This window comes from Pseudomonas corni (genome assembly GCF_057128765.1).
Window position 1 is genome coordinate 1 of record NZ_JBSKHW010000011.1, and the last position, 21,621, is coordinate 21,621.

The following is a 21,621-nucleotide window of genomic DNA, read 5'->3' on the forward strand; positions in this document are numbered from 1 at the left end:
TTGTCTCCTACAGGCGTACGCGCATGGCTCAATCTGTAGGAGCGAACTTGTTCGCGAGGCGGTTTGCCTGACACACCACAGCGGCTGGCTCGCCAACAAGTTGTCTCCTACAGAGTGCGTGCACGGCTCAAGTCTGTAGGAGCGAACTTGTTCGCGAGGCGGTTTGCCTGACAGACCACAGCGTCTGGCTCGCCAACAAGTTGGCTCCTACAGGGGTACGCGCATGGCTCGAATCTGTAGGAGCGAACTTGTTCGCGAGGCGATTTGCCTGACACACCGCAGCGGCTGGCTCGCCAACAAGTTGTCTCCTACAGGGGTACGCGCATGGCTCAAGTCTGTAGGAGCGAACTTGTTCGCGAGGCGGTTTGCCTGACACACCGCAGCGCTTGGCTCGCCAACAGGTTGTCTCCTACAGGGGTACGCGCATGCCTCAATCTGTAGGAGCGAACTTGTTCGCGAGGCGGTTTGCCTGACATACCGCAGCGTCTGGCTCGCCAACAAGTTGTCTCCTACAGGCGTACGCGCATGGCTCAATCTGTAGGAGCGAACTTGTTCGCGAGGCGGTTTGCCTGACACACCGCAGCGTCTAGCTCGCCAACAAGTTGGCTCCTACAGGCGTACACGCATGGCTCAATCTGTAGGAGCGAACTTGTTCGCGAGGCGGCGTGCCTGACACACCGCAGCGTCTGGCTCGCCAACAAGTTGGCTCCTACAGAAGTGCGAGGATAACTGGGGACTGCGGGAACAACCATGCATCCCCTCAATGCCGCCAGAACGCTGGGATGCACAGCACCAGTACGGTGATGATTTCCAGGCGGCCGAGGAGCATGCCGACGGAGAGTATCCATTTGGCGGCGTCGGGCAGGGTCGAGAAGTTGCCGGCCGGGCCGATGGTTTCGCCCAGGCCGGGGCCGACGCCGGAGACTGTGCTGGCAGCACCGGTCAGGGCGGTCATCCAGTCAAGGCCGAGCAGCGACAACAAAAGCGCGATCAGGCAGATGGTGATGGTGAAGAAGAACGAAAAGGTCAGGATCGAACGCACAATGTCGTCGTCCAGGCGGTGACCGTTGTAGTTTTGCCGAATGACTGCCCGGGGGTGGATCAACTGATGCAGGTTAGCCCGTAGCAGGATGTAAGCAACCTGGAAGCGAAACACCTTCACGCCGCCAGCGGTGGAGCCGGAACAGCCGCCGATAAAGCCCAGATAAAAGAAGATCATCAGCGAGAAATTGCCCCACAGGCTGTAATCCCCCAGCGCAAAACCGGTTGTGGTTACCACGGATGTCACGTTCAGAGCGACATGGCGCAACGCGTCGTACCACGGCAGATCGGTGGTCGCCCAATACCAGACACCCATCACCAGCCAGGTCATCAGCAGCAGACAGATGAAGCCCTGAACCTGCTGGTCCCTGAACAGCGCCTGACGATTGCCCCGCAACGTCGCGACGAACAGCGTGAAGGGCAGGCTACCGAGGATCATCACTACAATCGCCACCCAGTGCACGGCAGGCTGCGTCCACTTGGCCAATGATTGATCGGAGGTCGAGAACCCCCCGGTGGAGATGGCCGACATCGCATGGTTGATGGCATCGAACAGGCTCATGCCCGCCAGCCAGAAAGCAATGCTGCCCAACGCGGTGATACCGACATAAGTCAGCACGATGAATTTGGCGACCATGTGCGAGCGCGGCATGACCTTTTCAGAGCGATCCGAGGATTCGGTCTGGAACAGCCGCATGCCGCCGATTCGCAGCAACGGCAAAATCGCCACCGCCATACCGATAAAGCCGATACCGCCAAGCCAGTGCAGCAGGGAACGCCAGATCAGAATCCCCGGCGACATGGTATCGAGCCCGCTCAATACCGTGGACCCGGTGGCGGTGATGCCGGACATGCTTTCGAAGAAGGAGTCGGTGTAGCTGATATGTTGGGTCAGCAAAAACGGCAACGCGGCGAAGATGCAGACCACCACCCAACTGCTGACGGTCAGCAGGTACATGTCCCGTGGCCGCAGGTGGACATGCTCCGGGCGGCCGGGGATGACCAGCGCCAGACCAGCAACGAAGGTGATCGTGCTCGCCCACAGGAACGACGGCAGGTCGCTTGTACGCTCGAAGATCAGCAATGTCGCCATCGGCACGACCATCGCCACGGCCAACGTGATGAGAAAGATGCCGATAATGAAACCGATTATACGAAGGGTCGGCAACGCCATGCGGTCGCTCTGATGAGAAATTGAAGGGGCGCCATTCTACCCGTGGTCATGCACATGTAAACCGGGGCGCTTTCTGAGTGTCTTGTAGGTAATCGCCATTGCTATTGGTCATTGAAGTTCAACACGTCCTAGAATGCCCAATCATTTTTATAAGGAATCGATTTGATGGAAGCACTCGACCTACTGCTCAGCCGCGTGTCGGTTCCCCGATTGATCGAACCGGCGCCGGACGCCGAGCAGCGAGAGATTCTGTTTAGCGCTGCGTTGCGCGCTCCCGACCATGGCCAGTTGCGGCCATTTCGTTTTCTCACTATTGAGGGCGCTGCCCGCGAGCGAATGGGCGCTTTGCTGGCCGAAGCGTTGCAGCAGGGCGGCGGCGAAATCGAAGAGAAGGCCCTGGACAAAGCTCGTAACGGCCCGCTGCGTGCGCCGCTGGTCGTAGTGGTGATCGCCAAACTTCAGGATCACTACAAGGTGCCCAAGAGCGAGCAGCTGATCACCGCCGGATGCGCGGCCCATGGCGTTCTGCTGGCGGCATATGCATTGGGTATTGGGGCAGTATGGCGCACGGGTGAGCTGTCGTATTCACCGCACGTGGCGAAGGGGCTTGGGCTGCAAGCAGACGAAGAAGTGATCGCGTTTTTGTATCTTGGCACCCCGCAGAACCCGCCGCGTGTGGCTTCGAAGGTCGATGTGGTGGATTTTGTGAGCGAGTGGCAGGGTTGAAGCGTTGCATTTGAAATTTGTAGGAGCGCGCTTGCCCGCGATGGCGTCAGGTCAGTCAGAACAAGATTGCCTGACAAAGAGCCTTCGCGGGCAAGCGCGCTCCTACAGGGACTCACAGGTGGCTGCGGGGTAGCTCAAGGCTCGCAACAAACCCGCCGTCCGGGTGATTTTCCAGAATCAGATTGCCGCCATGCTTTTCCGCCGCACGCTTTGCAATCGCCAATCCCAACCCATAACCGGGGGCAGTCTGGCCGGGTGCACGATAGAAAGGTTCACCCAATTGAGTCAGGTGTTCTGGCGCAACGCCCGGGCCATGATCGCGGACGCTGATGCGCATTTGCTCGCCAGCCCGGGTAGCGCTGAGTTCGATCGGCTTGCCCGCAGGGTTGAACCGCGATGCATTGCGCAACAGATTATCCAGCGCGCGCTCCAGCACATCTGTCCAGCCCAGCAGGCTCAACGAGCGGTCTACTTCAACCTTCACCGCTTGATCCCCTGCGCTTTGCTCGGCCTCCGCTTTCAAGCGTTCAAGCAAGCCATTGAGATCCACTTCCTCGGCAGTGCCTACATCGGCGTCCAGTCGGGCCAGCGCCAGAATCTCGCCGATCAGCGCTTCCAGGCGATCACATTCGCGGGTCAGCCTCGGCCACAGTTTGTCCCGCTGCTCGGGTTCCGCGCGCTCGGCCAGCGCCAGGGCAATACGCAGGCGGGTCAGGGGCGAGCGTAATTCATGGGAAACGTCACGGAGCAGTTGGCGCTGACTGCTGATCTGGCTTTGCAAACGCGCGCCCATGCGGTTGAAGTCATTGGCCAAGACACCGAATTCATCGCGTCGCCCCGCCAGTTGCGCCAGGCTGTTTTGCTGATAGGTGGTTTGCCCTAGATCATGCACTGCGCCGCGCAGGCGGCTTAAAGGGCGAGTGATCGACAAGGTTACGAAAAGGCTGAATAGCGTCAAAACCACAAGCGCAATGCCCAGCGCACTGAGGGGCCACATCAGGCTTTCACGGTGCCAGGCGTCCAGTTCCGGGTGGGGAATGCGGTAGATCAGCAGGTAGGTTTCGCTGGTCTTAGGGCTGGTGTATTCGGTGGTCAGCCGCCGCCATGGCAGTTGCTGTTTGGGATCATCATGCTGGCGTGCCTCAAAAGCTGCCGCACGGGGAGGGAAGGTGCCGGCAACGACTGCTTCGCCACTGTCGTTCAGCACTTGCACATCAATGTGATATTTGCGTTTGAGGTCCTGCAAATAATCCTGAGCCGCCTCCGTGCCTTTTTCGTCGTACAGCTGCGTCCATTTCTCCGGCAATTTATGCAGGCCGGGATGCCGGCTGAGAATCCATGCGTCTTGATTGAGCATGTGCCCCATCAGAATCGACAAGCCTGCGACCAATGCTATCGCGAGCCAGAAGCTCGCCAGGATTCGCCAGAACAATGAGCGCACGTGATTCCCTCAAATCAGAAAAACCCGGCACGCCGGAGCGTGTCGGGTTGGACGGTTAACGTAACGGCGATTGGTTCGCGATTACTGGGTTTTTTGCGCTTTCTGCGCTTTCCAGGCTTCGAACTCGGCGCGATCGGCGCGGCGCTGTTCCTGGTCCTTCTTAATCTGATCAAACTGCTTTTGCTGATCCGGCGTGAGCATGGCGCGGATGTCGGTATCGGTCTTGGTACGCTTGGCGGCGAACTCGTCCTGCATCGCTTTCTGATCGGCTGGCGACAACTTGGCCAGGTATTTGTCAGTGATCTCGTGGCGACTGCGCATTTGGTCGCCCATCAGCTTGCCCACTTGCTGGCGTTGTTCAGGGGTCAGGTTCAGTTTGTCGAACGGACCTTTGTGATGCATGCCCGGGCCGCCGTAGCCAGGACCGCCGTGACCCATCGGGCCGCCATCAGCGGGTGGCATTGCCATCGCAACGGTAGGCAGAGCAGCAGCGAACATCAAAGCCATCAGAGTCTTACGCATGGTGTATCTCCTTGTCTCGAATCCGGCTCTGTGCCGGTTGAGGCCAGTTTAGGGAGATCAAGGTCAAGCGAGGTCAGGCGTGGGTAAAGCTTGGGTAAAGAGGTGTGTAGCGCGATCTGACATAGCGTGGCACTGCGAACCCTGTGGGAGCCAACTCGTTGGCGAGGCAGACGATGCGCAGTGTCAGGCAAGACGCTTCGCGAACAAGTTCTCTCCTACAGGGTAAGGCAAGTGCCAGTCTTGTAGGAGCCAACTTGTTGGCGAGGCAGACGATGCGCAGTGTCAGGCAAGACACTTCGCGAACAAGTTCGCTCCTACAGAGGGACGCATCACACCGCGTAGTAATAACCCCGGCTGCGCAGCGCCACGATCCTTGGGCGGCCATCGGCGTGAGGGCCGATTTTCTTGCGCAGGTTGCTGACGTGCATGTCCAGGCTGCGGTCATACAGGGTCAGCTTTCGGCCCAGGGCCAGCTGCGCCAGCTCCTGTTTTTCCAGTGGCTCGCCGGGCTGGCCCAGCAGCGCTTCTAGCAAACGCGCTTCGGACACGGTCAGGACAAACTCCTGATCGTCGATCGTGACCACGCCGCGAGCGGGGCTGAAGGTCAGGTCGCCCAGCTCCAGCTGTGTGGACACTGCAGTGGGATGGCTGCGACGCAGGACCGCGCGCAAGCGTGCGGTCAGTTCACGGGGGTCGCAGGGTTTGGCCAGGTAATCATCGGCGCCCAGTTCCAGACCGAGAATCCGGTCCAGCGGTTCGCCACGGGCCGACAGCATCAGCACCGGCAGGTCGGGATGATCGGTGCGTAGTTGTTTGAGCAGTTCCAGACCACTGCCATCAGGCAGCATCACATCCAGCACCACCGCAGCAGGCGACGCTTCGGCCAAGGCCTTGCGCGCGCTTTGGCCGTCGTGGCAAGCGCGAACCTGAAAGCCTTCCTGGGTCAACCAACTGCTCAGAAGCTCACACAGCTCCTGGTCATCATCAATTAATAACAGCTCGCTCATGACTCACTCAATTTAGCCATTGCCGACGCTGTCTACGCCAGCCGCTGGCAAAGATACCGCACAGTAGGGCAATCAGTGCAACGCCGCCGCCTGCGACAAACCATTGTTGCTGTTCGGTCAGGACGCGCGCAGGGGAGACGGATTGTGCTTCTTTGAGCTGCAATTTGAGCCTTTGGTTCTCTTGCCGCAGACGACTGAGCGTAATTGTTTCCTGCTCGGCACTGCCGGTTTGCAATCGCTTGCTCAATTCATCACGTTGACGTTCGCTGTCCGCCAGCTTTTGACGCAACTCACTGAGCTGGCTCGCGGTGCTGGGCAACGGCAGTGTGTGGCTGATCGTATCGGCGGATTCTTCCCCCTCGACACTGAGGCTGATCGCTGAAACGGCCAGCAAGGCTAGCAGCAGACACCAAGGACCTGAACGCATCCGTACTCCTGACTTTTATTAGGCATTTGGCAGGTTGTCGGCAGCAGGAGGCAAATAATGAGCGGGGCGAAGCGGGGGAGGTATGGCGGGACATAATCATCCGGTCATGAGCTGACCGGATGATCGACATGGCTGAGACTTACGGCAGAACCTGTTTGAACGGCTTGACCACGACGTGATCGTAAACGCCGGCCTTGATGTACGGGTCGGCGTCGGCCCAGGCTTGTGCGGCGCTGAGGGAGTCGAACTCGGCAACGATCAGGCTGCCAGTGAAACCTGCTGCGCCAGGGTCATTGCTGTCGACGGCGGGCATGGGGCCTGCCAGCACGATGCGGCCTTCACCCTTCAGCGCGGTCAGGCGTTCGAGGTGAGCAGGGCGAGCTTCCAGGCGTTTTTCCAGGGAGTTGGCGACGTCTGTTGCAACGATGGCGTAGAGCATGTCAGTCCTCGGTTTTTTTCGGAGTAGGCGTGGGCGCCGGATCGACGTCATGCATGTGGCGGGCAAGGAATATGCCCTGGCCAAGCAGGAACAGCAGCGTCATGCCCAGGCTGCCGAATACTTTGAAGTCGACCCAGAATTCTTGATAGGTGAACGCGACGTACAGATTGGCCGCGCCGCAGAACAAAAAGAACACGATCCAGGCGATGTTCAGTTTGGTCCAGATGGCCTGCGGCAGAGTCAGCGCGTGGCCCATGATGCGTTGGATCAGCAGGCGATCACCGATGAAGTGGCTACCGGCAAACACCAGCGCGAACAGCCAGTTGACTACTGGTGCTTTCCACTTCAGGAAGGTTTCGCTATGAAAGGCCAGCGTCAGGCTGCCGAATACCAGACAGGCAATCAGTGTCAGCCATTGGCTTTTCTCCAGCCTGCCCTGCTTAAAAAACAGGATGCCGTAGACCACGATGGAGCTTGCGATCAGCACGGCGGTGGCGCTGAAGATGCCGCCGACCATGACGCTATGGCCCATCACGTCAACAGCGTGAGGGTCGATCTTGTAAACGATGAAAAACAGGATTAACGGGATGAAGTCGATGAATTGTTTCACAGTAAGAGCCAGAAGCTGGATGTGGCGGCATAATAACAAACATCAATGACTGCGAAAGCGCCCCTATGAATGTCGATCTGCACTGCCACAGCACCGCCTCCGACGGTGGCCTCGCGCCTGCTGTTCTGGTCGCCCGTGCCCACGAGAACGGCGTACGGATGCTGGCGCTGACCGATCACGACACCCTCGAAGGCCTCGAAGAAGCCCGCGCTGCGGCGCTTGCACTGGATATGCAGTTGATCAACGGGGTCGAGCTATCTTGCACCTGGGGCGGCGCAACCATCCATGTTCTGGGCTATGGTTTCGACGTCAAGGCACAGGTTCTGGTGGACGCTATCGAACAGTTGCACCACGGTCGGTGGTTGCGCGCTGAAGAAATCAGTCGCAAATTGGCGATGAAAGGTATGCCAGGTGCGCTCGAAGGGGCTCGCGCCATTCAGCAAGCGCTCGGCGACAGTGGAAATGCGCCCGCCCGTCCGCACTTTGCTGACTTCATGGTGGCCCAGGGATACGTGAAAGATCGCGCTGAAGCGTTTCGCAAATGGCTGGGCGCTGGCAAGCTGGGCGACGTCAAACAGCACTGGCCGACCCTTGAGGAAACCGTCGCTACATTGCGCGGCGCAAACGCCTGGGTCAGCCTGGCCCACCCTTGGCATTACGATTTCACCCGCAGTAAACGACGCAAACTGGTTGCCGATTTTCTTCAGGCCGGCGGCCATGCCATTGAAGTTGTCAACGGACTGCAACCTGCCGATCAGGTAGGCAGTCTGGCGATATTGGCCCGTGAATTCGGTCTGCTGGTAAGTGCCGGCAGTGATTTTCATGCCCCTGGAGGCTGGTCCGAGATCGGGATGTACCGTCCGGTCCCCGAGGACTTGCCGCCACTTTGGTGTCGATTCAAAAATGAACAGCCTACTGCCGTCTGAACAGGAAGATACCGTGAGTCAATTTTTCCAGGTCCACCCGGACAATCCCCAGGCGCGCCTGATCAAGCAAGCGGTGGAGATCATCAGGGCGGGCGGTCTGGTGGTGTATCCCACCGATTCCTCCTACGCGCTGGGCTGCCAGATGGGCGACAAGAACGCAGTCGAGCGCATTCGCCGGTTGCGTCAGCTGGACGACAAGCACAACTTCACCCTGATGTGCTGCGACCTCTCGCAGCTGGGCATGTTTGCCAAGGTCGACACCACGGCGTTTCGCGTGCTCAAGGCCCATACGCCGGGGCCGTATACGTTCATTCTCAGTGCCACCCGCGACGTACCTCGACTGGTCCTGCACCCCAAGCGCCGGACCATTGGCCTGCGTGTGCCGCGCCACCCGATTGCCCAGGCGCTGTTGCAGGAGCTGGGCGAGCCGTTGATGAGCGTGAGTTTGATCCTGCCCGGCGAAACCGTGCCGCTGAGCGATCCATTCGAGATGCGCGAAGTGCTGGAACATCAGGTCGATTTGATCATCGACGCCGGTATGGGTGGGGTTTCGGCGTCGACTGTGGTCAACCTGACCGATGGCGAGCCGCAGGTGATCCGCGTGGGCTGTGGTGATCCGACGCCGTTCGGGGTTGAAGTCGAGTGACCGACGCCGAAACACTCGACAGTCAGGCGGGCGCGCAACAGGAGCTGCCGTTTGCGCTGGTCTACGGTCAGGCGGTCACGCAAATGCCGCTGGACCTCTACATCCCGCCCGATGCGCTGGAAGTGTTTCTTGAGGCCTTCGAAGGCCCCCTCGATTTGCTGCTTTACCTGATCCGCAAACAGAACATCAACATCCTCGACATCCCTGTGGCAGAAATCACTCGCCAATACATGGGTTATGTCGAGCTGATGAAAACCGTGCGCCTGGAGCTGGCCGCCGAATATCTGGTGATGGCCGCCATGCTGGCCGAGATCAAATCGCGCATGCTGCTGCCGCGTTCGGAAGCTGCCGAGGAAGAGGAAGACGATCCCCGCGCCGAGCTGATCCGCCGTCTGCAGCAATACGAGCGCTTCAAGGCTGCAGCCGAAGGTATCGACGGTCTGTCGCGGGTAGGTCGCGATGTCGTGGTGCCCAAACTCGATGCCCCCGAAGCCCGTGCGCGCAAGCTGTTGCCGGACGTCAGTCTCGACGAGCTGTTGATGTCCATGGCAGAAGTGCTGCGTCGGGGCGACATGTTCGAAAGCCATCAGGTCAGCCGCGAAGCGCTGTCCACCCGCGAACGCATGAGTGATGTCCTGGAGCGCTTGAAGGGCGGCGGGTTCGTGCCGTTTGCCGAGCTGTTCACCGCCGAAGAAGGGCGGCTGGGTGTGGTCGTGACCTTCATGGCAATCCTTGAGCTGGTCAAGGAATCCCTCGTCGAACTGGTGCAGAACGAACCGTTTGCCGTTATCCATGTGCGCGCGCGAGCCGAATAAAGAGCTAGAGCTGATCGATGAACCTCAACGAACCCCGCGAGCTGGCAACGCTGCTCGAAGCTTTTCTGCTGGCCTCCGGTAAACCGCAATCGCTTGAGCGACTGTACGAACTGTTCGAAGAAGGCGAGCGCCCGGAGCCGCCGGTGTTCAAGAAGGCCCTGGAGGTGCTGCGCAAGTCCTGCGACAGCCGCGCGTTCGAACTCAAGGAAGTTGCGTCCGGTTATCGCCTGCAGATTCGCGAGAAGTTTTCGCCGTGGGTCGGGCGCTTGTGGGAAGAGCGCCCACAGCGTTACTCCCGCGCCCTGCTCGAAACCATGGCGTTGATTGCCTATCGTCAGCCGATCACCCGTGGCGAGATCGAGGACGTGCGTGGCGTGGCGGTCAACACCAACATCGTCAAGACCCTGCTGGAGCGTGAGTGGGTGCGGGTTGTGGGCTATCGCGACGTGCCGGGCAAACCGGCAATGTTCGCCACCACCAAGGCATTCCTCGATCACTTCAACCTGAAAAACCTCGACGACCTGCCGCCGCTGGCTGACCTGCGCGAGCTGGAGCCCGACCCGGTGCTGGACTTTGACGACGCGCCGGTGCCTGCGCATCTGCAAGCGTTGGCCGATGCCAGTCTTGATCCTGACGCCGAACCTGAGCCGCCCCGTGACGAAACCAGCTTCCGCAGCCTGTTGGTTGAGCTGGATTCCATGGAGAAAGGGCTGAAAATTGATTTCGACGATTTATTAATCGATCCGCCCGATGCGGAGTCTGAATTGGAAGACGAGCCGCGGGACGATGAAGAATCGCGGTAGGTAACTCAGCATTGCCGTTGTAGGAGCGCGCTTGCCCGCGATGGCGTTGTGTCAGGCGAACACACTCGTCGCAGACAGATCGCAATCGCGGGCAAGCGCGCTCCTACAGTTGCCCTCCCATTTCAGGCCAGCCCATGAGCACCAAATCCCCCTGCATCAGCCTTTGCAAATTCACCGACGATATCTGCCTGGGCTGCGGTCGTAGCAAGCGTGAGATCAAGTCGTGGAAGAAGATGGAAAAAGACGAAAAACGCTCGGTGCTGGCTGAATCAGCCATGCGCCTGATAAAGCTCAAGGCCGCCGGTCGGCGGAAAAAGAAGTAAGCGAAAAGTTTTCGGCTAGTCTCTGATGCGCAGCGCCTGCCATGGGCGTATGATTCGCGACCTTTTGGCGATCCATACCCGCCATCAGGCTTTCAGTATTCCGCCAGCGCGCCTTCTCTTTATAGAAGCTGACGTCAGGCAACCGGGACATGCTTTGTCGAGCATGGCCTGATCGACACACCGGGAGGTGCCCAGATGAGTGACAAAGACAAGCAGGACAGCCAGGAAATCGGCCCAGCAGGCGAAAAACTGCAAAAAGTACTGGCGCGCATCGGCGTCGGTTCTCGCCGAGACGTAGAGGCCTGGATCACCCAGGGCCGCGTCAAAGTCAATGGCAAGGACGCAAACCTCGGTCTGCGCGTCGATTTGCACGACGCCATCACCGTTGACGGCCGCGTGATCAAGCGTGAAGAAGCCGCTGAGACCGTCCGCCGCGTCATCATGTACAACAAACCAGACGGCGAAATCTGCACCCGTGACGACCCCGAAGGTCGCCCGACGGTATTTGATCGTTTGCCGCGCCCGAAAGAAGGCCGCTGGATCAACGTTGGTCGTCTGGACATCAACACCACCGGTTTGCTGATGTTCACCACTGACGGTGAACTGGCCAACCGCCTGATGCACCCCTCGTTCGAAATGGACCGTGAATACGCAGTCCGCGTGCGTGGCGAAGTCGACGACGACATGTTGCTGCGTTTGAAGAACGGCGTGATCCTCGAAGACGGTCCGGCGCGTTTCACCGACATCCAGATCGCTCCGGGCGGTGAAGGCTTCAACCACTGGTACCACTGCGTTGTGATGGAAGGGCGTAACCGTGAGGTTCGCCGTCTGTGGGAATCCCAGGGTCTGGTGGTCAGCCGTCTCAAGCGCGTGCGCTATGGCCCGGTGTTTCTCAACTCCGACTTGCCGATGGGTCGCTGGCGCGAAATGAGCCAGTATGAAGTCGACACCCTCAGCGCCGAAGTCGGCCTGACGCCGGTCGCCATGCCGCAGATGAACGCCAAGACCAAAGACAAGATGGAGCGCTTGCAGCGCCAATCGTCGCGTCCGTTGGGCAAAGGCGAGCGCGTGCGTAACGTGCGTCCGGCCAAGGATGCAGACGGTGCCGAGCGCCCGGTGCGTGAGCCGCGTCCTGCTATTGGCGGCGATCGTCCGGTACGTGAGCCGCGTCCTGCCATTGGCAGCGATCGTCCTGCTCGCGAGCCCCGTGGCGAAGGTGCAGACCGTCCAGCCCGCGATCCGCGTTATGCAGTCGGCGAAAAACGCCCTGCGCGCGAACCGCGTGTGCCTGAAGGCGAGCGTGTACGCCCGTCCGGTAAGCCGCAGGAAGGTGGTCGCGGTCAACGCACGCCACGTCCACCGGTCGGCGGTCGTTCCGAAGGCCGTACCGACAGCAGCCGTGGTACGCCAGTGGCCGAGCGTCCAAGCGACATGAACAAGCGTCCGGCCAAGCCGAAGCCTTCGCGTCCGGGCATCAAGCTGGTCGACGACAAGACTCCGTCGGGCAAACGTCGCGGACCTCCAGCAGGTTCCGGCCAGCGTCCAGGGTTCGGTCGTCGCAAGCCTGAGTGATGGTTGTTTGAAGTGAAAAAAAAGCCAGTCGATCGACTGGTTTTTTTTTGCCTGAAATTTACGCCGGGCACCGGTGTACAATGCGCGTCGTTTTTTCTGTGATCACTGGGCGTATGGACGCCAAAAACTCGGGGTTACCCACTCCGTTTCACTCCGATGCGTCATGAGCGTGTCGGGTTCGATTCCGTCGCAGACAAGAACAACAAGGTGACATTCAATGAGTGAGCATATGCCCCCTTCAGGTGAGTTGAAGCGTGGTCTGAAAAACCGTCACATCCAGCTGATCGCCCTCGGCGGCGCTATTGGCACCGGCTTGTTCTTGGGTTCGGCGGGTGTGCTCAAGTCGGCGGGTCCGTCGATGATTCTGGGCTACGCCCTGTGTGGCTTCATCGCCTTCATGATCATGCGCCAGTTGGGCGAGATGATTGTCGAAGAGCCGGTGGCCGGGTCGTTCAGCCATTTCGCGCATAAATACTGGGGCGGTTTCGCAGGCTTTTTGTCGGGCTGGAACTGCTGGGTTTTGTACATTCTGGTGGGCATGTCCGAGCTTACGGCCGTCGGCAAGTACGTGCATTACTGGTGGCCTGAAATCCCGACGTGGGCTTCGGCCGCAGTGTTCTTCGTGATGATCAACGTCATCAACCTGGCTAACGTCAAGGTGTTCGGGGAAGCGGAGTTCTGGTTCGCGATCATCAAGGTCGTGGCTATTCTGGGCATGATCGCCTTGGGCAGTTACTTGCTGGTCAGCGGCAGCGGCGGACCACAAGCCTCGGTGAGTAATCTGTGGGACCACGGCGGATTCTTCCCGAACGGGGTGAGCGGATTGGTAATGGCGCTGGCGTTCATCATGTTCTCCTTCGGCGGCCTGGAAATGCTCGGGTTTACCGCCGCAGAAGCCGATCAGCCGAAAGTCATCATTCCCAAAGCCATCAATCAGGTGATCTACCGGATTCTGATTTTCTACATCGGCTCGCTGGTGGTGCTGTTGTCGCTGACCCCGTGGGATGCGCTGCTGAGTACGCTCAACGCGTCCGGCGATTCCTACAGCGGCAGCCCGTTCGTGCAAGTGTTCTCGATGCTCGGCAGCAACACGGCGGCGCACATTCTCAACTTCGTGGTACTGACCGCCGCGTTGTCGGTGTACAACAGCGGCACCTATTGCAACGCGCGCATGTTGTTCGGCATGGCAGAGCAGGGCGATGCGCCTGAATCGCTGGCCCGGGTCGACAATCGCGGTGTGCCGGTGCGAGCGATTCTGGTGTCGGCGGCGGTGACGGTGATCGCGGTGCTGCTCAATTACCTGATCCCGCAGAATGCGCTGGAGCTGCTGATGTCGCTGGTGGTTGCCACGCTGGTGATCAATTGGGCGATGATCAGCTACTCGCATCTGAAATTCCGCCAGCACATGAATCGCACGCAGCAGGTGCCGCTGTTCAAAGCGCTGTGGTATCCGGTCGGGAACTATGTGTGTCTGGCGTTTGTAGCGTTGATTCTGGTGATCATGTTGATGATTCCCGGCATTCGCGTGTCGGTGTACGCGATTCCGGTGTGGTTGCTGGTGATGTGGGGGTTCTTCGTGCTTAAGAACAAACGCCACGCGGCCAGTGAATCCATGGCCCAGCGCACGTCGATTATCAAGTGATTAGGGGCGAAGCCTGTAGGAGCGCGCTTGCCCGCGATGAGGTCGGTACATTCGGCAGATATCTGTCGGATGAAAGGATATTTCGCGGGCAAGCGCGCTCCTACAAGTGGACGCCGATCGCGCCCGAAATTGCACAGGTCTCCGAATGCTGATCATCTCCAACAACGTGCACTTGCCCGACGCCGAGGTCGAGCTGACGGCCATCCGTGCGCAAGGCGCGGGCGGTCAGAACGTCAACAAGGTGTCCAGCGCGATGCACCTGCGCTTCGACATCAACGCCTCGTCATTGCCGCCGTTTTACAAGGAGCGTCTGCTGGCCCTGCGTGACAGCCGGATTACCAGCGAGGGCGTGATCATCATCAAGGCCCAGCAATACCGCACGCAGGAACAGAATCGCGCGGATGCTCTTGAGCGTCTGAGCGAGCTGATCGTCAACGCGGGCAAAGTCGAGAAGAAGCGTCGCCCGACCAAGCCGACCCTGGGGTCCAAGACCCGGCGCCTGGAGTCGAAGACCAAGCGCGGGTCGATCAAGGCCGGGCGCGGCAAAGTGGATTTCTGACAGCGAATACGGTCGCCTTGTGGGAGTGGACCGGGTCGCGAAGAGGCCCGCGCAAGCGCCGATGATTCAGGCGTTGGCGACCGCCTTCTCCCGCAGTACCTGCGCCTGCTTGTACAGATAAACGCTCAACCCCAATCCGCACAGCGCTGCGATAGCGGCAAACAGAAAGATCGACGCAAAACCGAAGCCTGCCGCCACAGCGCCAGCCACCGGCCCGGTGATCCCGAGCGACAAATCGATGAACAGCGAATAAGCCCCGACGGCCGCGCCACGGCTGGACGCTGGAACCAGATTCACCGCCTCGACGCCCAGCGCGGGAAACACCAGCGAGAAGCCAAATCCTGTGAGCGCCGCACCGGCGAGTGCCAGGTTGGGGTTGGGCGCCAGCCACAGCAGCAACAAGCCCACAGCCTCCACCGATAAGCATGCAATCGCCACGCGAAAGCCGCCGAGGCGGTTGATCATGTTGCCGAACATCAGCCGCGCGCCGATGAAACAGGCGCCGAACAGGCTAAGGCACAGCACTGCGTTGGGCCACGCATGGCTGGCGTAATAGAGGGTAATGAACGTCGCGATGGTGCCAAAACCAATCGAACCCAACGCAAGGCCGGTGCCGTGTGGCAACACGAGCCCCAGCACGTGCATGAACGGCAGGCGCTCGCCGTGGACAATCGGCGCGGGAGTTTTCTTCCAGGCCAGCGCAATACCAAGGCTGGCCAGCAGAATGATGCTCACGCCCATGCTCCACAGCCCTAGGCCGTTCACCAGGAAAACCCCCAGCGGCGCGCCAATGGCCAGCGCGCCGTAGCTGGCAATGCCGTTCCAGGAAATGACTTTGGCTGTATTTTGCGAGCCGACCCGGCCGATGCCCCAGCCAATGGAGCCTGAACCTACCAGACTTTCAGCGCTGCCCAACACCAGTCGCCCGATGAACAGGCTGATCAGGCTCATCAGCGGCCAGCTTTCCAGCATGTCCGCCAACAGCATGAACACGCCACTGAGTCCGCAGCCAGCCAGGCCAATCAGCACGGCTTTCTTGCTGCCATGGATGTCGATGATGCGGCTGGAATAAGGACGACTGAGCAGCGTGGCGAGGTATTGCACGCTGATCACCAGGCCCGCGGCAATGGCGCCGAAGCCCAGGTCGGTGTGAACGTAGCCCGGCAGCACGGCGAGCGGAATGCCGATGTTCAGGTAGCCAATGAAAGTGAACAGGACAATCGAAACGACCTGCAGCGTGACCGCCATAGGGCGTTGTGTTTCGGCGCGCGAAGCGTCTGGCATGGCAACAATCCACGATTACGACAGGGAGGGTGAGGCGGGGGTGAAACAGGATTCAGCGTAGACGCATCAAGATGCGAGCGCCGCCACCATCATAACGAGGGTTGCCTGTAGATGGCAGGTCAAGGATGAACAGCGACAAAATGAATTGCAGATTGTGTCTGGATTGTAAGCCGCGGAGTTATCCACAGCGCTAGTTATCCACAACATTATTTTTCCAGCGGGGCGACCAGTTGGGTAGTCACAAGGGCAGCCAAAGCGTTTTCCTGCGTGCCGAACCGTGCGAGCAACGCGTCTTGCTTCTCGACGGGCAGGCGGGCCCAGATGTCGATCATTTTCTCGGCGGTGCCGATGAGGGCCTGGGCTTGTGTTTCGGTGAAGTCGGACATGAATTCTCTACTCGAGCATCTCAGCCCTTATGGAAATACACTTGAAGGAGTTCTTCCATAGGGGCTGAAAATCAGCCTTTTGCGTCGGCGTGAGCCGTTAGCGCGGGCGTTGTGCTTTCTTGCCTGGGTCATTCTTGGCACCTGCCTTCATCTCGATCGGCTGACCGAGTTCCTGGCGGGCTGCAGCGCTTTGCTGTGGTTTGCTTGGGAAGGGGAAGTTTGGGATTTCATGCATCGTCGTCGCTCCTCACAAGTGTTTACTACCGATTGAACAGCACGTCCTTAAAACGCTTCGGCAGGATACAGCACAACAAATGACAAACAGACTTTTAATGTTGGCCGTTTGTCATTTGAAGGGAAATGCACTTCTGCCTCTGTAGGAGCGAACTTGTTCGCGAGGCATCCCGCCTGATACACCGAAGCGGCCGGCTCGCCAACAAGTTGGCTCCTACAGAGTGGGCGTCGTTAGCAAACAGCCGCAATCGCCGCCGCCAGCGCATCCAGGCGGGTGGCATCGATCCCTGCCACGTTCGCACGGCCAGCGTTGACCATGTACACGCTGTGCTCACGTCGCAGACGCGCCACTTGCTCATCGCTCAGGCCGGTATAAGAAAACATCCCGCGCTGCACGCCGATGTGCGCAAAACGTTCGCCCAGGCCCAGCGGCGTCAAAGCCTCAACCAAACCCTGACGCAACTGCGCGATGCGGCTGCGCATTTCTTCCACCTCATCGGCCCACAAAGCTTTGAGTTCAGGATCACCCAGAATCTCGGCCACCACGGCAGCGCCATGATCCGGCGGGTTGGACCACAGATTACGCGCGGTAGCCGACAACTGACTGCGCACGTCGGCGAGCTTTTCGGTGTTCTCGGCACACACCAGCAGTGCGCCGGTGCGTTCACGGTACAGGCCGAAGTTCTTCGAGCAGGAACTGGTGATCAGCAGCTCAGGCAGTTCGGCGGCAAACAGGCGGACGGCCCAGGCATCTTGCTCGAGGCCGTCGCCGAAACCCTGATAGGCGAAGTCGATCAACGGCAGCAGGTTGCGCGCCTTGACGATCTTCAGCACGGCCTGCCAGTCGTCCTGAGACAAATCGAAGCCAGTGGGGTTGTGGCAACAGGCGTGGAGCAGCACCACATCGCCTTCGGGAATCTGATTCAGGGTTTCCAGCATCGCCGGGACATTCAGCGTGTTGTCGCTGCCCACGTAAGGGTAGTGACTGACTTTCAAGCCCGCCGCAGCGTAGATGGTTTCGTGAATCGGCCAGGTCGGGTCGCTGAGCCAGATGCCCTTGCCCGGCAGGCAGTTGCGGATGAAATCTGCACTCAGGCGCAGAGCCCCGGTACCCCCCGGCGTCTGGGTGGCGCCGACGCGTCGGTCGCGAATCAATGGCGATTCGGCGCCGAGTACCAAATCACAGATCAGCGTGCCGAAGCGCGGCTCCCCGTGGCCACCGATGTAGGTCTTGGTCGGCTGTGAATCCACCAGTCGCTGCTCGGCCAGCTTCACGGCGCGAGGAATGGTGGTCAGGCCTTGCGCGTCTTTATAAACGCCAACGCCAAGATCGAACTTGTTGGGGTTCGGATCTTTGGCATAAGCCTGAATCAGGCCCAGGATCGGATCATCGGGTACACGCTGAATCTGTGAGAAATGCATTACTTGCGGCCCTCGGCGCCAGTGGCCACCTCGTCGGTGCGGGCGGCCATGATGAAATCATTGCGGTGCAGCCCTTTGATCGAATGGCTCCACCAGGTGACGGTCACCTTGCCCCACTCGGTCAACAGACCGGGGTGATGACCTTCAGCTTCGGCAATTTCGCCGACCGCGTTGGTAAACGCCAGCGCAAATTTGAAATTCTTGAAAGCGAAGACTTTTTCCAGCTGCATCACGCCGTCGCGCACTTCGATGTTCCAGTCAGGGATCTGCTTGAGCAGCGCTGGCAGTTCGGCTTCGCTGACTTGCGGTGCGTCGGCTTTGCAGGCCTCGCAATGGGCTTGGTTTAAAGACGTCATAACGTAAGTTCCTGATCAGGCTGTTTGAGGTTTGGGCAACTGTTGCTTAGGGGCAAAGCGAGGTGCATGCAAGCCAAGCGCCGTGGCTTGGGTGACCATGCCCATGATGTCTTCCTGCGCGAGGTCGAACAGGCGCTTGAGGTCCGGCAGCACGAAATACACCGGCTGCAGAATATCGATGCGGTAGGGCGTGCGCATCGCTTCGATGGGATCGAACGCCTGATGCTCCGGTGTCTGCGACAGGCTGTACAGGGTTTCCTTGGGCGAGGACAGAATACCTCCGCCGTAAATCTTCATACCCTGAGCGGTATTCACCAGGCCGAACTCGATGGTCATCCAGTAAAGCCGCGCCAGATAGACGCGTTGTTCCTTGCTGGCTGCCAGGCCAAGTTTGCCGTAGGTGTGGGTGAATTCGGCAAACCAGGGGTTGGTCAGCAGCGGGCAATGACCGAAGACCTCATGGAAAATGTCCGGCTCTTGCAAGTAGTCCAGTTCTTCGCGAGTGCGAATGAAGGTCGCCACCGGAAATCGTTTATTTGCCAGCAGTTCAAAAAAGGTTTGGAAGGGGATCAGCGCCGGGACGCGGGCGACTTGCCAGCCTGTAGCGGCATCCAGTACGCGGTTGATCTCGTCTAGCTGCGGAATTCGGTCATGGGGCAAGCCGAGCTGATCGATACCGTCCAGGTATTCTTGACAGGCCCGGCCTTCTATCACCTTTAACTGCCGAGTGATCAGCGTGTTCCACACCTCATGCTCCGCATCCGGGTAATCGATAAACCCATCCGAATCGGGCTCGCGGGCCATGTATCCGCTCTGCTTCATGCTGCTCTCCTGAGTTTGTTTTTGTCGTTGGAGTGATCTGTCGAAGCGTTGAAAGTGCAGCTTTTTAGAACGCTGCATTAGCGTATTGATAACCCAACGGCTCTGGAGAGGGAGCGGTGTAAACGGGTATGAATACGTTATACAGCCTGCTTTTGTAACGAATTCTTTACGTCGCGTGCATGGGCATGGTTTGAAGCAGCATCTGTGTGATCTTCCGGCTCTGTGCTGTAACGCATTCTTGACGCTAAACTTCGTCCATAACAAAAATTGTCGTTCGCTTGCGAAGGTTGACCTCCTCTATGCGCATCAAAGTCCATTGTCAAAATCGCGTTGGCATCCTGCGAGACATCCTCGATCTGCTGGTCTCCTATGGCGTCAATGTCTCCGGGGGCGAAGTCGGGGGAGAGTTTGGGGACGCGATTTACCTGCGCTGCCCGAATCTGATCAATTTGCAGTTTCAGGCACTGGGGCCAAAGTTCGAAGTCATCCCCGGTGTGTTCGGCGTCAAACGAGTGGGGTTGATGCCCAGTGAACGCAGGCACATGGAGCTCAATGCTTTGCTTGGCGCACTGGAGTTTCCGGTGATGTCCATCGACATGGGCGGCTCAATTGTTGCCGCCAACCGTGCGGCGGCACAGTTGCTCGGGGTTCGCGTCGATGAGGTGCCCGGCATTGCGCTGTCTCGTTACGCTGAAGATTTCGACTTGCCGCAATTAGTCCGCGCGAATAAATCCCGAATCAACGGCCTGCGGGTGAAAGTGAAGGGCGACGTGTTTCTCGCCGACATCGCCCCGCTGCAATCAGAACACGATGACAGCGAGGCCATGGCCGGCGCGGTGCTGACGTTGCACCGGGCCGACCGCGTTGGAGAGCGTATCTACAACGTGCGCAAACAGGAGCTGCGCGGCTTCGACAGCATCTTTCAAAGCTCGAAAGTGATGGCCGCCGTGGTCCGGGAGGCTCGACGCATGGCGCCGCTGGACGCGCCGTTATTAATTGAAGGCGAAACCGGCACCGGCAAGGAATTACTCGCCCGAGCCTGCCATCTGGCAAGCCCGCGCGGGCAGTCGCCGATGATGTCGCTCAACTGTGCAGGTCTGTCTGAATCCATGGCTGAAACCGAGCTGTTCGGCTATGGCCCCGGAGCTTTCGATGGCGCGCGGGCAGAGGGCAAATTGGGCCTTCTGGAACTCACCGCTGGCGGCACGCTATTTGTCGATGGTGTGGTGGACATGAGCCCGCGCTTGCAGGCCAAGCTGTTGCGCTATCTGCAGGAGGGCTGCTTTCGCCGGGTTGGCAGCGATGAAGACGTCTATCTCGACGTGCGGGTGATCTGCGCCACTCAGGTGGATCTTTCCGAGCTGTGTGCCCGAGGGGCTTTTCGTCAGGACCTCTACCATCGGCTCAACGTGCTGTCGCTGCACATCCCGCCGTTGCGTGAATGCCTGGATGGACTGGCGCCGCTGGTGGAGCATTTTCTTGATCAGGCCAGTCGGCAAATTGGTTGTCCGCTGCCGAACATGGCGCCTGCGGCTCTGGAGCGTCTGCGCCAATACCATTGGCCAGGCAATGTGCGGCAGCTGGAGAACGTACTGTTTCAGGCAGTTTCGTTGTGCGAAGGCGGTTTAATAACCACCGCACATATTCGCTTTCCCGAACAGTCAGCTCGCCCGGCGCTGGAACACTTCTCACTGGGGAGCAATGTTCTGGAAGGAAACCTTGAAGATATTGTCGGACGTTTTGAAAAGACTGTATTGGCAACTCTTCATGAGCAATACCCCAGTAGCCGTTTATTAGCTAAACGCCTTGGGGTTTCTCATACAACGATCGCCAATAAGTTGCGGCATTATTTAGAAGGAGATAAATAAGTGCTGCGTACTTGTCGGTAGTTGCAAACACGCCTGCCAACAACGGTCATGCATCAGTCGGGTACGGTTGATGCCGGCGTTTCGTTGCGGGCAAGCGTTGCGTTGAGTAACCGCCCGCTATCAACCGTTGCTGCAGCCGTTGCCCATCACTTGATATTCCATGACGTGACGCTGGCCATGGGAGTCTTCGTAGGTCATGTGCTGTGGCACGACGCGGCAGACGTTGGGGACTTGATCGACTGAAATGACTTTGGCGATATCCAGATGCGTCGAGTAAGTGTATTGCTCGACCGCTTGGCGTTGGTTCTGTGCGGCGATTTTCGCGTTTGATTCTTCCGCCATCGCCAAAGTGCTGAAACCACAAAGAGCCATTACAACCAGTGCAGCTTTCATTACAAGTTACCTCTAGGTTCAGGATTTATTTCTGCGTGACAGAAACTCTGCCCGGCAGGGTGCACAGAATCTTTTTGAGACTCTGCGTGGAGCTTGATTAGTTGCGCTTTAAGTAACTGGATCAACTTGCCTGTGTGGGGGCGTTTAGTTGTCAATCATTTGCCTTGTTGGCGAGACGGATTC

The 21,621-nt window shown here is 59.0% G+C and carries 24 protein-coding genes; 10 read left to right on the forward strand and 14 right to left on the reverse strand.

Annotated features, from left to right (window positions below; genetic code table 11):
* Positions 1-760 precede the first annotated feature (760 nt).
* On the reverse strand, positions 761-2,215 hold the full coding sequence (locus ACWKV9_RS17190) for a TrkH family potassium uptake protein (protein ID WP_483837337.1): 1,455 nt from the start codon (positions 2,213-2,215) through the stop codon (positions 761-763).
* 165 nt (positions 2,216-2,380) lie between these two features.
* Between ACWKV9_RS17190 and ACWKV9_RS17195 the strand changes: the two genes are divergently transcribed.
* A complete protein-coding gene (locus ACWKV9_RS17195; RefSeq protein WP_483837338.1) occupies positions 2,381-2,941 on the forward strand; it encodes a nitroreductase family protein in 561 nt (186 codons plus the stop codon).
* 112 nt (positions 2,942-3,053) lie between these two features.
* Here ACWKV9_RS17195 and ACWKV9_RS17200 read toward each other — a convergent pair whose 3' ends face one another.
* The 6 genes from ACWKV9_RS17200 to ACWKV9_RS17225 form a co-directional block, all read right to left on the reverse strand.
* Positions 3,054-4,382 (reverse strand): sensor histidine kinase, encoded by a 1,329-nt coding sequence (locus ACWKV9_RS17200; RefSeq protein WP_483837339.1) that lies wholly within the window; start codon positions 4,380-4,382, stop codon positions 3,054-3,056.
* Positions 4,383-4,463: 81 nt separating this feature from the next.
* The gene (locus ACWKV9_RS17205; RefSeq protein ID WP_483837340.1) at positions 4,464-4,904 is read right to left on the reverse strand and encodes an LTXXQ domain protein; all 441 of its coding nucleotides are present in this window, start codon (positions 4,902-4,904) and stop codon (positions 4,464-4,466) included.
* A 329-nt stretch (positions 4,905-5,233) separates the two neighbouring features.
* Positions 5,234-5,911 (reverse strand): response regulator transcription factor, encoded by a 678-nt coding sequence (locus ACWKV9_RS17210; RefSeq protein WP_483837341.1) that lies wholly within the window; start codon positions 5,909-5,911, stop codon positions 5,234-5,236.
* Positions 5,912-5,918: 7 nt separating this feature from the next.
* Positions 5,919-6,338: an SH3 domain-containing protein gene (locus ACWKV9_RS17215; RefSeq protein ID WP_483837342.1), complete on the reverse strand. Its 420-nt coding sequence runs from the start codon at positions 6,336-6,338 to the stop codon at positions 5,919-5,921.
* Between the two features lie 139 nt (positions 6,339-6,477).
* Positions 6,478-6,777 carry a YciI family protein gene (locus ACWKV9_RS17220; protein ID WP_483837343.1) on the reverse strand — a complete coding sequence of 100 codons (300 nt, stop codon included), beginning with the start codon at positions 6,775-6,777 and terminating at the stop codon, positions 6,478-6,480.
* Position 6,778: 1 nt separating this feature from the next.
* Complete coding sequence (locus ACWKV9_RS17225) at positions 6,779-7,387, reverse strand: septation protein A (RefSeq protein WP_483837344.1); 609 nt, start codon at positions 7,385-7,387, stop codon at positions 6,779-6,781.
* 65 nt (positions 7,388-7,452) lie between these two features.
* Here ACWKV9_RS17225 and ACWKV9_RS17230 point away from each other — a divergent pair, with 65 nt between their 5' ends.
* The 8 genes from ACWKV9_RS17230 to arfB all read left to right on the forward strand — a co-directional run bounded on the left by ACWKV9_RS17230 (position 7,453) and on the right by arfB (position 14,673).
* Complete coding sequence (locus ACWKV9_RS17230) at positions 7,453-8,313, forward strand: PHP domain-containing protein (protein WP_483837345.1); 861 nt, start codon at positions 7,453-7,455, stop codon at positions 8,311-8,313.
* Positions 8,314-8,326: 13 nt separating this feature from the next.
* Positions 8,327-8,959, forward strand: coding sequence for an L-threonylcarbamoyladenylate synthase (locus ACWKV9_RS17235; RefSeq protein ID WP_483837346.1), 633 nt, complete (start codon positions 8,327-8,329; stop codon positions 8,957-8,959).
* On the forward strand, positions 8,956-9,774 hold the full coding sequence (locus tag ACWKV9_RS17240) for a segregation and condensation protein A (protein ID WP_487247650.1): 819 nt from the start codon (positions 8,956-8,958) through the stop codon (positions 9,772-9,774). The genes ACWKV9_RS17235 and ACWKV9_RS17240 overlap by 4 nt, the downstream gene beginning before the upstream one ends.
* Positions 9,775-9,791: 17 nt before the next feature.
* A complete protein-coding gene (gene scpB, locus ACWKV9_RS17245) occupies positions 9,792-10,577 on the forward strand; it encodes an SMC-Scp complex subunit ScpB (RefSeq protein WP_483837347.1) in 786 nt (261 codons plus the stop codon).
* 134 nt (positions 10,578-10,711) lie between these two features.
* A complete protein-coding gene (locus tag ACWKV9_RS17250; protein ID WP_483837348.1) occupies positions 10,712-10,900 on the forward strand; it encodes a DUF1289 domain-containing protein in 189 nt (62 codons plus the stop codon).
* Between the two features lie 195 nt (positions 10,901-11,095).
* Complete coding sequence (gene rluB, locus ACWKV9_RS17255; protein WP_483837349.1) at positions 11,096-12,472, forward strand: 23S rRNA pseudouridine(2605) synthase RluB; 1,377 nt, start codon at positions 11,096-11,098, stop codon at positions 12,470-12,472.
* Positions 12,473-12,689: 217 nt separating this feature from the next.
* Positions 12,690-14,114: an amino acid permease gene (locus ACWKV9_RS17260; protein WP_483837350.1), complete on the forward strand. Its 1,425-nt coding sequence runs from the start codon at positions 12,690-12,692 to the stop codon at positions 14,112-14,114.
* Between the two features lie 145 nt (positions 14,115-14,259).
* Positions 14,260-14,673, forward strand: a complete 414-nt coding sequence (arfB, locus tag ACWKV9_RS17265; protein WP_483837351.1) for an alternative ribosome rescue aminoacyl-tRNA hydrolase ArfB — start codon at positions 14,260-14,262, stop codon at positions 14,671-14,673.
* Between the two features lie 66 nt (positions 14,674-14,739).
* Here arfB and ACWKV9_RS17270 read toward each other — a convergent pair whose 3' ends face one another.
* The 6 genes from ACWKV9_RS17270 to phhA all read right to left on the reverse strand — a co-directional run bounded on the left by ACWKV9_RS17270 (position 14,740) and on the right by phhA (position 19,177).
* Positions 14,740-15,957, reverse strand: coding sequence for an MFS transporter (locus ACWKV9_RS17270; protein ID WP_483837352.1), 1,218 nt, complete (start codon positions 15,955-15,957; stop codon positions 14,740-14,742).
* A 206-nt stretch (positions 15,958-16,163) separates the two neighbouring features.
* The gene (locus tag ACWKV9_RS17275) at positions 16,164-16,343 is read right to left on the reverse strand and encodes a hypothetical protein (RefSeq protein ID WP_483837353.1); all 180 of its coding nucleotides are present in this window, start codon (positions 16,341-16,343) and stop codon (positions 16,164-16,166) included.
* Positions 16,344-16,440: 97 nt separating this feature from the next.
* The gene (locus ACWKV9_RS17280) at positions 16,441-16,578 is read right to left on the reverse strand and encodes a hypothetical protein (protein WP_483837354.1); all 138 of its coding nucleotides are present in this window, start codon (positions 16,576-16,578) and stop codon (positions 16,441-16,443) included.
* Positions 16,579-16,808: 230 nt separating this feature from the next.
* Positions 16,809-17,999: an amino acid aminotransferase gene (locus ACWKV9_RS17285; RefSeq protein WP_483837355.1), complete on the reverse strand. Its 1,191-nt coding sequence runs from the start codon at positions 17,997-17,999 to the stop codon at positions 16,809-16,811.
* On the reverse strand, positions 17,999-18,355 hold the full coding sequence (locus ACWKV9_RS17290; RefSeq protein ID WP_483837356.1) for a 4a-hydroxytetrahydrobiopterin dehydratase: 357 nt from the start codon (positions 18,353-18,355) through the stop codon (positions 17,999-18,001). The genes ACWKV9_RS17285 and ACWKV9_RS17290 overlap by 1 nt, the downstream gene beginning before the upstream one ends.
* 15 nt (positions 18,356-18,370) lie before the next feature.
* On the reverse strand, positions 18,371-19,177 hold the full coding sequence (gene phhA, locus ACWKV9_RS17295) for a phenylalanine 4-monooxygenase (RefSeq protein WP_483837357.1): 807 nt from the start codon (positions 19,175-19,177) through the stop codon (positions 18,371-18,373).
* Positions 19,178-19,476: 299 nt separating this feature from the next.
* Here phhA and ACWKV9_RS17300 point away from each other — a divergent pair, with 299 nt between their 5' ends.
* Positions 19,477-21,045, forward strand: coding sequence for a sigma-54-dependent transcriptional regulator (locus ACWKV9_RS17300; protein ID WP_483837358.1), 1,569 nt, complete (start codon positions 19,477-19,479; stop codon positions 21,043-21,045).
* A gap of 120 nt (positions 21,046-21,165) precedes the next feature.
* On the opposite strand, the gene ACWKV9_RS17305 is transcribed toward ACWKV9_RS17300, so the two are convergent.
* Positions 21,166-21,438, reverse strand: a complete 273-nt coding sequence (locus ACWKV9_RS17305; protein WP_483837359.1) for a DUF2790 domain-containing protein — start codon at positions 21,436-21,438, stop codon at positions 21,166-21,168.
* Positions 21,439-21,621: the final 183 nt, after the last annotated feature.